The organism is Szabonella alba (assembly GCF_016765775.1).
GTDB lineage: Bacteria > Pseudomonadota > Alphaproteobacteria > Rhodobacterales > Rhodobacteraceae > Szabonella > Szabonella alba.
On record NZ_JAESVN010000001.1, the window covers coordinates 791,583 to 804,230 of the forward strand.

Sequence of the window (12,648 nt, forward strand, 5' to 3'; positions counted from 1 at the left end):
TGCGGCCCTTGCGGGGCAGCGAGATCAGGGGCGTTTATCAGGGACGGTCAGCCGCGCGGCATCGCCAGGCTGAGCATCCGCCCGCCCTTCTGATAGCGCAATTCGTTTGAGGTGATCGCGGCCACGGTGCCACCATCGATGCGGTCGCCGACCTTGACCTTGGTGAAACGTCCGTTCCCGCTGCGCACCAGCGCATAGCGGTTGCTTGCGGTTCCATACACCCCGATCAGATTGATCCGCGACAGGTTGATCGCGTTCGAGAAGGTGGCCTGCTGCGCGACCGAGGCACGGGTCGGGATCCGGGGGGCGGCGCTGACCGCAACCTCGGGCTCATCCTCTTCCTCGATCTCGGCGGGGGCGGCCTGACGCTGCGCGGGGGCTGCGGCAGCGGCGGTGCTCGCCTGCGTTGCCGAGGCAACGGCAGCGGCCACCGCGCGTGAGAAATCGGCGGGCCGCCCGGCAGGGCGCAGCGAGATGGGCACGGGCAGCGCGGCCAGACGGGCGGCTGCGGCCTCTGCCTCGGCAGCCGCTGCCGCAGCGGCCAGTGAGGCGGCTTCGGCCAGTTCCTCGGGGCGCAGGCGGGGGCGGGCCCCGGCAAGCTGGCTGTCGGCGGTGGTGGACAGGGCCGCGTCATCTTCGGCCTGTTCGCTGGCGGGTGGGGCGCTGTCGTCCTGTTCGGGGGGTTCGGCGCTGGCCGGGCGGGTTTCGGGACGCCGCCGCGTGACCTCGGATGAGGGGGCAAAGACCAGTTCCGCGTCAGCCTCGGCCCCATCTTCGGCGGGCCCGGCGGGGGGCGTGTCTGTCGTCCCGGCAGCGGTTTCGGTCTCCGTCGCGGGCTCCGACGCGATCTCAGCCGCCGGATCCTGCGGCAGATCGCTGCCCGGGGTCGCACTGGTGTCAGTTTCCGCGCGGCTGCCCGTCTCGGCGGCCTGAGGTTCTGCGGTCTCGGCCTCGGGTTCCGCGCCTGCGGGACGTTCGGGCGGCAGGATCGGCGGGCGGGCCGCGATCAGCCAGAACCCGTCCGGCGTGACGACCCCGGTGGTCCCCGCGCGGATGGTGCCGTCGGGCTCGAATTCATAGCGTGTTCCTGCGGGCGGCGGCGGGGCTGCCGCCTCGGGCGGCGCATCCGGCCCCGTGCCCGGACGGGGCAGGGTGATGGCGTCAAAGGCCGGGGGCGGCCCGTCCATCGCGGCCAGCACGATCTCATCCTGCTGCCCGGCCTCGGATGCCGGACCCGCAGGCCCCGGACCTGCCGCTTCGGCATCGTCGGTTATCTCGGGGCGGAAATCGGTCGCAGTCGTCGTTTTGGTGGTGGTTTCGGTTTCAGAGCCGGTCTGCGCTGCGGTCTCGGCGGTCTCGGAAGCTGCCGGAAGCGGTTCAGCCTCTTCCGCCACTGTTTCGGCGGTGGGGACTTCCTGCTGCGGGCTGTCGGTGGCCGCGTCACCCGGAAGGGCGGCGGTGGAAACCGCACCGGGCGTCTCGGTTCCGGCCACGCCGATTGTCTCGGGGGCGCTGTCATCGCGCGACAGATAGACCGAGGACCATGCCGCGATCAGCGCCAGCACCACCAGCAGCACACCGGTCAGCGCCAGACCCAGAAAGCGCGGCTTGCCACGCTGTCTGTGCACCCGGTCGCCAAAAGCGCCCATGCCGGTGGCATCAGATCCCGGCGTGGCGGCGGACCGCGGCGTCAGGGCTTTCGGCCGCTGCGGCAGGTCTTTGGCGGTACTCGCAGAGGATTCACTGCTCTGGGCCGCAGGGATTGCGGGTTTGCGCGGCGGTGCGGAACCGTTGCGCCCGGGGATCTTGGCCGCCGTGACCATCGCGGCAAGCCGCTTGGCCGGGGACAGACCCTCGGATGAAACGGGGCGCGTGGGTGCTGCACTTCCGGAGGCAGGGCTGCCGGATGCGGGTGCCCGGGGCAAAAGCGTCTTGCCCGCCTGTGACGGCGGAACATCGCCCTGCGGCACGATCCTGACCGTCGGCGCCTTGCCCGCATCCGCCGGTGTGGCGGGGCCTGCGGATGGCTTTGCCAATCCGGCGGCGGGAGTGGGGGCGGAATTGGGCGCAGGTCCGGCGGCGGCTTCCGTGGCGGCCACGTCCTGCGTCGACACATCCTTGGCATCGCTGCCGGCCGGGGTCTTTTCTCCCGTCAGCGGGCCCGCTTGTTGCGGCTGCGGCAAAGTGGATTTGTCGCCGGTTCCGCTGCCGTCAGCTGCCTTGACGTTCTGCGCCGGGGCCGGGTTTCCGATCGAAGGCATTGCGCCAGCACCATCCTTGCCGGGTGCGCCGCCAAGCGACGGCCCTGCGGCGACCGGTGTCGTCGCGGACTGGGAACCAAGGGGCCGGGGCGTGCCGGAAGGCGCAGCCGTCGGAGAGGCGACGGGCGGTGCCATCGGAGGCGCGACAGAGGGTGCCGCGGGCGGGGCAGCAGGCGGGCGGGCAATTGCAGAAAAACCATTGCCGGGTGATGCGGCCTGCAGGGCCGGTGTCGCGGCAGAGGTTGCGGTGGAAAGCGGTGGCTCGGCGCGGCGTTCCTCACGCCTACGGCTGGCAAAGGTTGGAACCGGGCTATCGGTGCCGGTCGCATTGCCACCCCCCGCATCGCCATCAAGTGCAGGCGTCGCGGCCGGTTTTTCCGCGGCGAGCGCGGCTGTGGCGGCCCGGCGTGCGGCCTCTTCCTCGACCCGGCGCGCGGCCTTCTCGGCCTCGCGGCGTTCGGTCAGCAGCCGTTCTGCCTCAGCCTCGCGGGCTGTGGCCTCGGCGCGCATGCGGTCGGCTTCGGCACGATCGGCGGCCACACGCTCGGCCTCGGCGGCAGCGCGCTCCTCGGCTTCAGTCTCGGCCTTTGCGGCGGCTTCGGCCTCGGCTATGGCTTCTGCGGCCTTGGTATCGGCGTCCTTGCCAGCGGTATCCGTGCCTTCGCCAGTCTTGTCCGCATCCGCCCCCTCCGACCCTGCCGCATCCGTGTCGGATTTCGTCTCGGACCGATCACGGGACAGAATCGTGACCGGATCCTGATCGCGGGTGACCTTTTCGCCCTCGGGCAGCAGTTTCGCGCTCAGCTTCGACGTGCCGAACCACGGTTCCCCTGCGAATTCCGGGCTGTCGGGAATGGTGACAAAGGACACCGGGTTCAGCCGATGCGTCTCGGCAAAGGCCTCAGCCTCCTCCAGCGTTTCACGCGCCACGACGGCAACGCGCACCTCCGGCCCCTTGCCCCACCAGTCAAAGACCAGTTCATCCGGCGCATAGGGGGTGCGCCCGTCCAGCGCCTCAAGGATCTGCGCGCGGCGTGTGGCCTTGTCCGGTCCGGGGGCCTCGACCGTCAGGTAAAGCACCTGTGATCGCGGCAGCACCAGCTTGGTCGTCATGCCTTGCGGCGACAGGCCAAGTGCCGAGGCCCGCAGATAACCGATGGCCTCCTCCAGATCGGGATTGTCAAAGGCGACCTCACCCACGGGCATCCAGCCCCGCGAGGTGCGATGCAGGAGCGAGACATGGGATTCAGTGATATCGAGGGCGAAATTCGGTTTCATTGCACCGGTCTAGCACAGGGGTCCGAGTGCCGGGGAGTCCCCCGCCACAGGCTGCCCTTTCCTACAGCAGCTTTTCGCCGAATGAAAGAAAAAGCCCTGCAACTTTCTGTTGATCCGCGCCAAGGATCGCCCATCGGGATACGTCTGATCAATATCTGACCCGAATTTGCATGATGGAGAGTGCTATGCGTCTTGTCAAAACCGCCCTATTGGCCGCCCTGCTGCTGCAACCGCTGACCGCTGCGGCAGAAACTGCGCCGCCCCGGATCACCGTCACCGGTGAGGGAAGGGTCGAGACCCGCCCCGATATGGCAACGGTCAATCTGGGGGTGACCACCGAGGCCCCGACCGCAGCCGAGGCGATGGCGGCCAATTCCGATGAACTGGCCCGCGTGCTGGAACGGCTGCGCGCCGCCGGGATTGCAGAGCGCGATCTGCAGACCTCATCGCTGTCGCTGAACCCGAACTGGCATCACGCGGCAGGCGCCGAACAGCCGCGCATCACCGGCTATATCGCCTCGAACCAACTTATGGTGCGGGTGCGCGATCTGACGGCGCTTGGCGGCGTGCTGGATGCCGCCGTGAAGGACGGGGCCAATACGCTGAACGGGGTCACCTTCGGTCTGACCGATCCCGAACCGATGCTGGCCGAGGCGCGTCGCAAGGCGGTTGCTGATGCCCGCGCGCGTGCCGAACTGCTGGCCGAGGCGGCAGGCGTGGCACTGGGGCCGATCGATTCGATCACCGAGGCGGGGGCCATGAACGGTCCGCAGCCGATGTATCGTGGTGCCGCGGTCGCAATGGAATCCTCGATGCCCGTGGCCGAGGGGGAACTGTCCATCGCCGCCAATGTCACCGTGGTCTGGCAGATCAGCCAGTAATGCCCTGCGCCAAGGGCTGATCCTTGGGCGGATCTGCGGGCGGGCGGGCCAGTTGCGTAAGGCCTGCCCGCATCGCGTCGGGGTCGATGCCCTCGGCCAAAAGCCGCGTATCAAGCTGCGCATGGGCCGCGACCCAGACCGCATGGGCCCGCAGCATCAGCGCGCGGCCCTCGGGTGTCAGATGCAGATGGCGGGCGCGGCGATCCTTTTCACCGGGCTTTGTCACCACCAGTCCCCGTCGTTCCAGCGGTTTAAGGGCGGCCGTCAGCGTCGTGCGGTCCATCGCCAGAAAAGGCGCCAGTTTCCCGATGGTTGGCGGATTTTCCTGATGCAGCGCCATCAGCAGTGAAAACTGCCCATTGGTCAGGCCAAACGGGCGGAACGCCTCATCAAACTGCCGCGCAAGCGCGCGCGCCGCCCGCTGCACATGCAGGCAGAGGCAGGCATCCCGAACTGCGATCACCTGATCGCGGGTCAGGCCGGGTTGACTTTCAGATGTCATCATGTGTTGATATCAACCTATATCACGTGATGCAACAGATCAGGAGGATGTCATGGACTATGTGGATGGCTTTGTCGCGGCTGTGCCAGAGGCAAACCGCGAAAAATATATCGCACATGCGCGCGAGGCGGCGGTGCTGTTCCGCAATCTTGGTGCCACGCGGATCGTGGAATGCTGGGGCGATGATGTGCCCGAGGGCAAGGTGACGTCCTTTCCCATGGCAGTGAAGCGTGAGGAAGGGGAGGCCGTGATCTTCTCGTGGGTCTGCTGGCCTTCGAAAGAGGTTCGCGATGCCGGATGGAAGAAGATGATGGAAGACCCGAACATGGCGAATATGGAAATGCCCTTTGACGGCAAGCGGATGATCTATGGCGGTTTCCGGATGGTCGTGGATGACTGATCCCACGCCTCTTTTTAGGTCAGGGTTATTGACTTAAATCCAGCGCCCCGCCATTCTTTGCCGCAGTCAGGGACGGGAGGGGCGCATGGACTGGCAACAGGTATTCGCGACGCGGATGGGGCGGATGAAGGCGTCCGAGATCCGCGAGCTTCTGAAACTTCTGGATCAGCCGGATATCATTTCCTTTGCGGGCGGCATTCCCGATCCCGCGCTGTTCCCCTCGGATGCCTTTCAGCGCGCTTTTGCCCGGATCTTTGCCGAAGGCCGGGCCGAGGCCGCGCTGCAATATTCTGTTTCCGAGGGGTATTTGCCGCTGCGCCAATGGCTGGCCGGGCAGATGGCGGCGCTTGGCGTTCCCTGTGGCGCGCAGAATATCCTCATCACCTCAGGCTCTCAGCAGGCGCTGGATTATCTGGGCAAGCTGATGCTGTCGCCCGGGGATACGGCATTGGTGGGCTGGCCGACCTATCTGGGCGCGTTGGGGGCCTTCAACGCCTATGAACCCCGCTATGACCGGCTGGATCCGGGCGCGAATCGCAGCGCCGCCGATTATGCCAATGCCGCCACTGCGACGGGTGGGCGGGTGAAATTCGCCTATACTTCGGCCGATTTTGCCAATCCGACGGGCCGCACGCTGGACCGGGCCGCGCGCGAATCGCTGCTGGACATGGCCGACGCCCTGGACTGTGCGGTGATCGAGGATGCCGCCTATCAGGCGCTGCGTTTTGACGGTGATTCCGTGCCGCCGATCCTTGCGCTGGAACTCGCGCGCAATGGCACAATCGAGGACTGTCGCACGCTCTATTGCGGTTCCTTCTCCAAGACCCTTGCGCCGGGGTTGCGTGTGGGCTGGGTCTGTGGGGCGGCGGAAGTGATCGGGCGGCTGGTCCTGATGAAACAGGCCGCCGACCTGCATTCCGCCACGCTCAACCAGATGGTGATTGCCGAAGTGGCGGGTGAAATGTTCGATGCCCATGTGACAACGATCCGCGCCGCTTACCGCGAAAGGCGTGATGCCATGCTGGCGGTGCTGGATCGCGAGATGCCGCACGGGGTGGACTGGACCAGACCTGAGGGTGGCATGTTCGTCTGGTTGACCCTGCCCGAAGGGGCCGATGGCGCCGCATTGCTGGCCCGGTCGCTGCAGACCGAAAAGGTGGCCTTCGTGCCGGGATCGGCCTTCTTTGCCGACGGATCGGGCGGCAACACGATCCGTCTGTCGTTTTCGCATAGCCCGCCCGAGGTGATCGAGCGTGGCATCGCCGCCTTGGGGCGGCTGTTGCGCGGGTCGCTGGGCGGTTGAGGGATGCGGGGCCCGGGCGGGGCTTTTTTCCTTCGCCCGGGCCTTGTCCTGTCAGGCCGTGGCCTTGTCCAGCGCCTGATCGAGATCGGCGATGATATCCGCCGGATCCTCGATCCCGATCGACAGGCGCACGATATTGGGACCTGCGCCTGCCGCGATCTGCCGGTCTTCGGGCAGTTGCCGGTGCGTGGTCGAGGCCGGATGGATGATCAGGCTGCGGGTATCGCCAAGGTTTGCTACATGGGAAAACAGTTGCAGACTGTCCACCAGCTTGACGCAGGCCGCATAGCCGCCCTTGACCGCCACCGTGAACAGCGCCCCCGCCCCCTTGGGGCAGACCCGTGCAATCCGCCCGTAATAGGGTGAGCTTTCCAGCCCTGCATAGGTCACGGCCTCAACGCGGGGATCGGCCTCAAGCCATTTCGCGACGGCGCGCGCGTTTTCCACATGGCGGGCCATGCGCAGCGACAGGGTTTCGATCCCCATCAGCGTGTAATGCGCCGCCTGCGGGTTCATCGTCATGCCCAGATCGCGCAGCCCGATGGCGATGGAATGGAAGGTGAAGGCCATGCCGCCAAGGGCCTCATGGAATTTCAGCCCGTGATAGGCCGGTTCGGGCGCCGAGAGGGACGGAAACTTGTCCGAGGCCGACCAGTCGAATTTTCCCGAATCGACGATGCAGCCCCCGGTCACCGTGCCATTGCCGGTCAGGTATTTTGTGGTGGAATGCACGACCAGCGTGGCGCCCAGTTCGATGGGACGGCACAGATAGGGCGTGGCCGAGGTGTTGTCGACGATCAGCGGCAGGCCGACCTTGTCGGCAACCTTGGCGACCGCCGGAATATCGGTGATATAGCCGCCCGGATTGGCGATGCTTTCGCAGAAGATCGCGCGGGTATCGCCATCCACGGCCGCCTCAAGTGCTGCCAGATCATCGAAATCGACGAACTTCGCCGACCAGCCGAATTTGCGGATCGTATTGGCGAATTGCTGCATCGTGCCGCCATAAAGCCGGGTAGAGGCAACCACATTGCAGCCAGGGCCCATCAGCGGGAACAGCGCCATGATCTGCGCAGCATGGCCCGAGGAACAGCAGACCGCCCCCGCGCCACCCTCAAGCGCCGCAATCCGCTCGGCAAGGGCCGAGACGGTGGGATTGGTCAGCCGCGAATAAATGTAACCCACTTCCTGCAGGTTGAACAAAGCCGCCGCATGATCGGCATCGCGAAAGACATAGGCAGTGGTCTGGTAGATCGGTACCTGCCGCGCGCCGGTTGCCGGATCGGGGCGGGCACCGGCATGGATCTGCAATGTGTCAAAGCCGTAGGTCGGGGTGTCGGTCATCTTGTCCTCCCAGGGAACGGAAATCGGTCTCCGCGCCGTATCGGGGTCGCCGTATCGCGGGCGCGGTCGCTGATGACGTTAGGACAAAGGTCCGGACGATACAACGCCGGGGCAAAGACCGAGGTAGAGGACGGGGTACAGGGCGGGGCCGCGGCGGCACAGGCGGGAAGTTGCGCGATGACAAGGCCGTGTCTAGGCAAAGACCGCGCAGCCGCGATAAAGGGGGCCGAGCCATAAGGATCGCCGCCCATGCCCGCATTGTCCCGCCGCCTTGTTCTGTCAACCGCCCTTGCCTTTGCCGCTGTCACCGTCGCGGGCTGTGGCGGCACGTCAGATAGCGGCCGGATGGAGATGTTCGATCCGCCGCTGCATGTCAATGAAACGCCCGAATTGCGGCGGCTGATCAACCAATATGCCGATCTTTACGAGGTGCCGCGCCCCTTGGTGCATCGGGTGGTGATCCGCGAAAGCCGCCACCGGCCGGGCGCGCGCAACGGCCCCTATTACGGGCTGATGCAGATCCTGCCGCAGACCGCGCGGACCATGGGCTATCGCGGTGACGCGGCGGGCCTGCTGGATGCCGAGACCAACCTGCGATACGCCGTCCGCTATCTGCGCGGTGCCTGGCTTTTGGCCGATGGCAGCCATGACCGGGCGGTGATGTGGTATGCGCGCGGCTATTACTACGAGGCGCGGCGTCGCGGCATGCTGGTGGAAACCGGCCTGCGCAGCTGATTGCCGGGCCGTCCAGTTCCGGTCCATCTGTCCAGAACTTTACTGCCCCGCTAGATCATGGCGGCGGTTTCCGCGCGGAAATTCCGCCCGTTCCTGCAAAGGAAAGGCAGGATATTTCCATGCAGCGCGCGGCGCCCGGAATGACCGCAACAGTCAATTTCACAGTTGGTTCATACGGGAAAGATGGTGGGCGACCCTGGAATCGAACCAGGCACGAGTCGCCTCGGCGGAGTTACAGTCCGCTGCCGCACCTTGCAGCACGTCGCCCACTGGGGACGCTCATTAGTCGCAGCCCCGGGGGGCGTCAAGCGCAAAGCGGCAGGAAAATTGCGCGATTGCGCGGGGGGCTGCCCTTGCGCCGCGCGGCCACGCGGATCATTGTCTAAGCGGACCGGCGGGGCAGGGCCCCGCCACGAAAGGGCAGGACATGACGACGAAAAAACCCGCATGGGTGATCGACAAGGAACGCGCGAAGCGGCAGGCGGCAACCGAAACCGTCTGGCTGTTCGGGCTGCATGCGGTGCGGGATGCACTGGTCAATCCGGCGCGGGAAAAGCTGCATCTGGTGGTGACGCGCAATGCCGCCGACAAGCTGGCCGATGCGATTGCCGAGGCGGGGATCGAGCCGGAAATCGCCGATCCGCGCAAATTCACCGCGCCGCTGGATGAGGGATCGGTCCATCAGGGCGCGGCGCTGGAGGTCAAACCCCTGCATTGGGGCAAGCTGGACGAGGTTTGCGTCTCGGGGCGTGGTGCGCCGGTTGTGGTGCTGCTGGACCGGGTGACGGATCCGCATAATGTGGGCGCCGTGCTGCGCTCGGCCGAAGTGTTCGGCGCAAGGGCGGTGATTGCGCCGCAACGCCATTCCGCTCCGGAAACCGGCGCGCTGGCCAAGACCGCCTCGGGCGCGTTGGAACGTCAGCCCTATCTGCGGGTCGTCAACCTGTCCGAGGCGATGGAAACGCTGCGCGGCATGGGATTCGCGCTGATCGGTCTGGAAGGGGAGGCGGATCTGACACTGGCCGAAGGGCTGGTGCAGGCGGGCACGCGGCCGGTCGCGCTGGTGCTGGGGGCCGAAGGGCCGGGGCTGCGGGAAAAGACGCGGGAGACCTGCGATATTCTGGTGAAGATCCCGGCCTCAGGCGGTTTCGGCTCTCTGAACGTCTCGAATGCGGCGGCGATATCGCTTTATGCGGCGGTCAATCGCTGAATCTTCACAGATGCGCGACCGGGACTTTTCTTTTCCTGACTGCTGCCCATCTGACACATATGGCATCGGGTCCGGAACCCCCGTTGTCCCTTTACTGTCCCTCGTTCCGCGACTGGCGCCCGGCCTTTCCAAAGGCTCGGGCGCTTTTTTATGGGCCGTTCGCGGGGGCCTTGCCATGAGACGCCGCCACCCCGGGATCCTTTTGCCCTGACCCTTGCCAGAACCGCCGGAGATATCATGATGACCGATGACAAATTGCGCGAGATCCTGAACCGCACCCGCTGTGTCGCCTTGGTGGGGGCGTCGATGAACCCCGCGCGGGCCAGCCATTTCGTCGGGCAATATATGGTCGGGCGCGGCATCCGCGTTCTGCCGGTCAATCCCGGCCATGCGGGCGAAAGCCTGTTCGGTGAAACGGTTTTCGCCCGGCTGGCCGATATCCCGCCCGAATGGCCGGTCGACATGCTGGATATCTTCCGCCGCTCGAAGCAGGTTCTGCCCGTGGTGAAAGAGGCCCTGACCCATCTGCCGCATCTGAAAACCGTCTGGATGCAGATCGGCGTGCAGAATGAGGACGCGGCGGCACTGGCGCGGGCCGAGGGCATCGACGTTGTGCAGAACCGCTGTCCGAAACAGGAATTCCCGCGCCTGTTCGGGGATGGCTGACAGGCCGGGTCGGGGGGCAAGCAGGGTCTGTGGCCGAAACCGGCAATGGCCGCTCTCAGCCGCGCGCGGCCTTTTCGGCCAACCCGCTGCGGGATTCGCGGCGTGCAAGCTCGGCCTCGACATCGGCCAATGTCACATCGCGCGCGGCCAGCATCACCAGCAGATGATACAGCACATCGGCGGCTTCCGAGGTCAGCCGGCCACGGTCGCCCTTGACCGCCTCGATGATCGCCTCGATCGCCTCTTCCCCGAATTTCTCGGCGCATTTCTCGGGGCCCTTGGCCAGCAGTTTCGCGGTCCATGAACTGTCGGGATCGGCGCCCTTGCGGGCCTCGATCGTGGCGGCAAGCCGGTGCAGCGTCATTGCAGCCTCATGGGAATACCGGCGGCGGCCATGTGGGCCTTGGCCTGACCAATCGTATAGGTGCCGAAATGGAAGATCGAGGCGGCCAGCACCGCCGAGGCGCGCCCCTCGGTCACGCCCTCGACCAGATGGTCCAGCGTGCCCACCCCTCCGCTTGCGATGACCGGAACGGGCACCGCGTCGGCGATCGCGCGTGTCAGCGGCAGGTTGAACCCCGCTCTTGTGCCGTCACGATCCATCGAGGTCAGCAGGATTTCCCCCGCCCCTTTCGCAACGACAGTGCGGGCGAAATCCACGGCGTCAATGCCGGTGGGACGGCGTCCGCCATGGGTGAAAATCTCCCACCGGCCGGGCGCCACGGTTTTCGCGTCAATGGCGACGACAATGCACTGGCTGCCGAAGCGGTCGGCGGCCCCGGCCACCACATCCGGATCGGCCACGGCGGCGGAATTGAATGACACCTTGTCCGCCCCCGCCAGCAGCAGCGCGCGCACATCGTGATGGGTCCGCACACCGCCGCCCACGGTCAGCGGCATGAAACACTGTTCCGCCGTGCGGGTGACCAGATCGAACATCGTGCCCCGGTTTTCATGGGTGGCGTGGATATCGAGAAAACACAGCTCATCCGCGCCCGCCGCATCATAAGCGCGCGCGGCCTCGACCGGGTCGCCAGCATCGACCAGATCGGTGAAATTGACGCCCTTGACCACGCGGCCATCGGCGACATCGAGACAGGGAATGATGCGGGTCTTGAGCATGGGCCGATCCTAGCGCCTTTGGCGGGGCGGGGGGAAGGGGGCGCTGCCCCCTCGGGCCTTGCGGCCCTCACCTCCGGGATATTTACGGACAGAAAAAGATCATTCGGCAAGGGCGGCCAGCGCCGCCGCAAGATCAATTGCCCCGTCATAAAGCGCGCGGCCCGAAATGGCCCCGGCGATCACGCCCGTGTCGCGCAGCGCGATCAGATCGGCCATGGAGGAAACGCCGCCCGAGGCGATCACCGGGATATGCACGGCGCGGGCCAGTGCCTCGGTCGCCTCGATATTCGGCCCCGCCATGGCCCCGTCGCGGTCGATATCGGTATAGATCAGCGCCGCAACCCCGGCATCCTCAAAGCTGCGGGCCAGATCGGTGACCATCACATCGGTTTCGGTGGCCCAGCCCTTGGTGGCCACACGGCCCTTGCGGGCGTCGATCCCGACGGCAATGCGGCCCGGAAAGGCGCGCGCGGCCTCATGCACAAGGCCGGGGTTTTCAACCGCAACCGTGCCGAGGATCACCCGGGCCAGACCCTTTTCCAGCCACATCGCGATGGTGTCCATGTCGCGGATGCCGCCGCCTAGCTGTGCGGGCACGGTGATCCGGGCAAGGATCGCCTCAACCGCCGCCGCGTTCACCGGTTGGCCTGCAAAGGCGCCGTTCAGATCGACCAGATGCAGCCAGTCGCACCCCGCTTCCTGAAACTTTGCCGCCTGTGCTGCGGGATCGTCGCCGAAGACGGTCGCGGCCTCCATCTCGCCACGCAGCAGACGGACGCATTGGCCGTCCTTGAGGTCGATGGCGGGGTAGAGGATCATCGGCTTTCTCCGCATGGCCGGGGGCATGGCCGGTCTTTGGCATGGCGGGGCGGGGGCGGCAAGGGCCGATGGACCCCACGTCACGCTTGATCGGGGGATGATTCGGCCCACAATGGCGGCAGGCTTC

General features: G+C 66.3%; 12 protein-coding genes and 1 tRNA gene. 6 read left to right on the forward strand and 7 right to left on the reverse strand.

Going from position 1 to position 12,648, the window contains the following annotated elements:
• Positions 1-47: 47 nt before the first annotated feature.
• Positions 48-3,539: a hypothetical protein gene (locus tag JL811_RS03635; protein WP_202686969.1), complete on the reverse strand. Its 3,492-nt coding sequence runs from the start codon at positions 3,537-3,539 to the stop codon at positions 48-50.
• A gap of 185 nt (positions 3,540-3,724) precedes the next feature.
• On the opposite strand from JL811_RS03635, the gene JL811_RS03640 reads away from it, so the two are divergent.
• Positions 3,725-4,420: an SIMPL domain-containing protein gene (locus JL811_RS03640; protein ID WP_202686970.1), complete on the forward strand. Its 696-nt coding sequence runs from the start codon at positions 3,725-3,727 to the stop codon at positions 4,418-4,420.
• Here the strand turns inward: JL811_RS03640 and JL811_RS03645 are convergent.
• Entirely contained in the window at positions 4,410-4,925 is a 516-nt protein-coding gene (locus JL811_RS03645; protein ID WP_237684752.1) for a MarR family winged helix-turn-helix transcriptional regulator, read from the reverse strand. The two genes, JL811_RS03640 and JL811_RS03645, sit on opposite strands and share 11 nt — an antisense overlap.
• Positions 4,926-4,974: 49 nt before the next feature.
• Between JL811_RS03645 and JL811_RS03650 the strand changes: the two genes are divergently transcribed.
• Both JL811_RS03650 and JL811_RS03655 read left to right on the forward strand, forming a co-directional pair.
• Complete coding sequence (locus JL811_RS03650) at positions 4,975-5,322, forward strand: DUF1428 domain-containing protein (protein WP_202686971.1); 348 nt, start codon at positions 4,975-4,977, stop codon at positions 5,320-5,322.
• A gap of 85 nt (positions 5,323-5,407) precedes the next feature.
• The gene (locus tag JL811_RS03655) at positions 5,408-6,625 is read left to right on the forward strand and encodes an aminotransferase-like domain-containing protein (RefSeq protein ID WP_202686972.1); all 1,218 of its coding nucleotides are present in this window, start codon (positions 5,408-5,410) and stop codon (positions 6,623-6,625) included.
• 51 nt (positions 6,626-6,676) lie between these two features.
• Here the strand turns inward: JL811_RS03655 and JL811_RS03660 are convergent, their stop codons facing one another.
• Positions 6,677-7,969 carry an O-acetylhomoserine aminocarboxypropyltransferase/cysteine synthase family protein gene (locus JL811_RS03660; protein WP_202686973.1) on the reverse strand — a complete coding sequence of 431 codons (1,293 nt, stop codon included), beginning with the start codon at positions 7,967-7,969 and terminating at the stop codon, positions 6,677-6,679.
• A gap of 249 nt (positions 7,970-8,218) precedes the next feature.
• Between JL811_RS03660 and JL811_RS03665 the strand changes: the two genes are divergently transcribed.
• A complete protein-coding gene (locus JL811_RS03665; protein WP_202686974.1) occupies positions 8,219-8,704 on the forward strand; it encodes a lytic transglycosylase domain-containing protein in 486 nt (161 codons plus the stop codon).
• Positions 8,705-8,888: 184 nt separating this feature from the next.
• On the opposite strand, the gene JL811_RS03670 is transcribed toward JL811_RS03665, so the two are convergent.
• Positions 8,889-8,972: transfer RNA gene (locus JL811_RS03670), tRNA-Tyr, on the reverse strand.
• A 159-nt stretch (positions 8,973-9,131) separates the two neighbouring features.
• Between JL811_RS03670 and rlmB the strand changes: the two genes are divergently transcribed.
• Together rlmB and JL811_RS03680 are read left to right on the forward strand one after the other, a co-directional pair.
• Positions 9,132-9,914 (forward strand): 23S rRNA (guanosine(2251)-2'-O)-methyltransferase RlmB, encoded by a 783-nt coding sequence (gene rlmB, locus JL811_RS03675; protein ID WP_202686975.1) that lies wholly within the window; start codon positions 9,132-9,134, stop codon positions 9,912-9,914.
• A 237-nt stretch (positions 9,915-10,151) separates the two neighbouring features.
• A complete protein-coding gene (locus JL811_RS03680; protein WP_237684753.1) occupies positions 10,152-10,580 on the forward strand; it encodes a CoA-binding protein in 429 nt (142 codons plus the stop codon).
• Between the two features lie 55 nt (positions 10,581-10,635).
• Here the strand turns inward: JL811_RS03680 and JL811_RS03685 are convergent, their stop codons facing one another.
• From JL811_RS03685 to hisA, 3 genes are all read right to left on the reverse strand, one after another.
• Positions 10,636-10,944 carry a phosphoribosyl-ATP diphosphatase gene (locus JL811_RS03685; protein ID WP_202686976.1) on the reverse strand — a complete coding sequence of 103 codons (309 nt, stop codon included), beginning with the start codon at positions 10,942-10,944 and terminating at the stop codon, positions 10,636-10,638.
• Positions 10,941-11,702, reverse strand: coding sequence for an imidazole glycerol phosphate synthase subunit HisF (hisF, locus tag JL811_RS03690; RefSeq protein WP_202686977.1), 762 nt, complete (start codon positions 11,700-11,702; stop codon positions 10,941-10,943). The genes JL811_RS03685 and hisF overlap by 4 nt, the downstream gene beginning before the upstream one ends.
• 99 nt (positions 11,703-11,801) lie before the next feature.
• Positions 11,802-12,521, reverse strand: coding sequence for a 1-(5-phosphoribosyl)-5-[(5-phosphoribosylamino)methylideneamino]imidazole-4-carboxamide isomerase (gene hisA, locus JL811_RS03695; RefSeq protein ID WP_202686978.1), 720 nt, complete (start codon positions 12,519-12,521; stop codon positions 11,802-11,804).
• Between the last annotated feature and the right edge of the window lie 127 nt (positions 12,522-12,648).

What these genes read in the sequence shown, in the direction of transcription:
- JL811_RS03635 (WP_202686969.1), bottom strand. Translation starts at nt 3,539, where the DNA reads ATGAAACCGAATTTCGCCCTCGATATCACTGAATCCCATGTCTCGCTC.
- JL811_RS03640 (WP_202686970.1), top strand. Translation starts at nt 3,725, where the DNA reads ATGCGTCTTGTCAAAACCGCCCTATTGGCCGCCCTGCTGCTGCAACCG.
- JL811_RS03645 (WP_237684752.1), bottom strand. Translation starts at nt 4,925, where the DNA reads ATGATGACATCTGAAAGTCAACCCGGCCTGACCCGCGATCAGGTGATC.
- JL811_RS03650 (WP_202686971.1), top strand. Translation starts at nt 4,975, where the DNA reads ATGGACTATGTGGATGGCTTTGTCGCGGCTGTGCCAGAGGCAAACCGC.
- JL811_RS03655 (WP_202686972.1), top strand. Translation starts at nt 5,408, where the DNA reads ATGGACTGGCAACAGGTATTCGCGACGCGGATGGGGCGGATGAAGGCG.
- JL811_RS03660 (WP_202686973.1), bottom strand. Translation starts at nt 7,969, where the DNA reads ATGACCGACACCCCGACCTACGGCTTTGACACATTGCAGATCCATGCC.
- JL811_RS03665 (WP_202686974.1), top strand. Translation starts at nt 8,219, where the DNA reads ATGCCCGCATTGTCCCGCCGCCTTGTTCTGTCAACCGCCCTTGCCTTT.
- rlmB (WP_202686975.1), top strand. Translation starts at nt 9,132, where the DNA reads ATGACGACGAAAAAACCCGCATGGGTGATCGACAAGGAACGCGCGAAG.
- JL811_RS03680 (WP_237684753.1), top strand. Translation starts at nt 10,152, where the DNA reads ATGATGACCGATGACAAATTGCGCGAGATCCTGAACCGCACCCGCTGT.
- JL811_RS03685 (WP_202686976.1), bottom strand. Translation starts at nt 10,944, where the DNA reads ATGACGCTGCACCGGCTTGCCGCCACGATCGAGGCCCGCAAGGGCGCC.
- hisF (WP_202686977.1), bottom strand. Translation starts at nt 11,702, where the DNA reads ATGCTCAAGACCCGCATCATTCCCTGTCTCGATGTCGCCGATGGCCGC.
- hisA (WP_202686978.1), bottom strand. Translation starts at nt 12,521, where the DNA reads ATGATCCTCTACCCCGCCATCGACCTCAAGGACGGCCAATGCGTCCGT.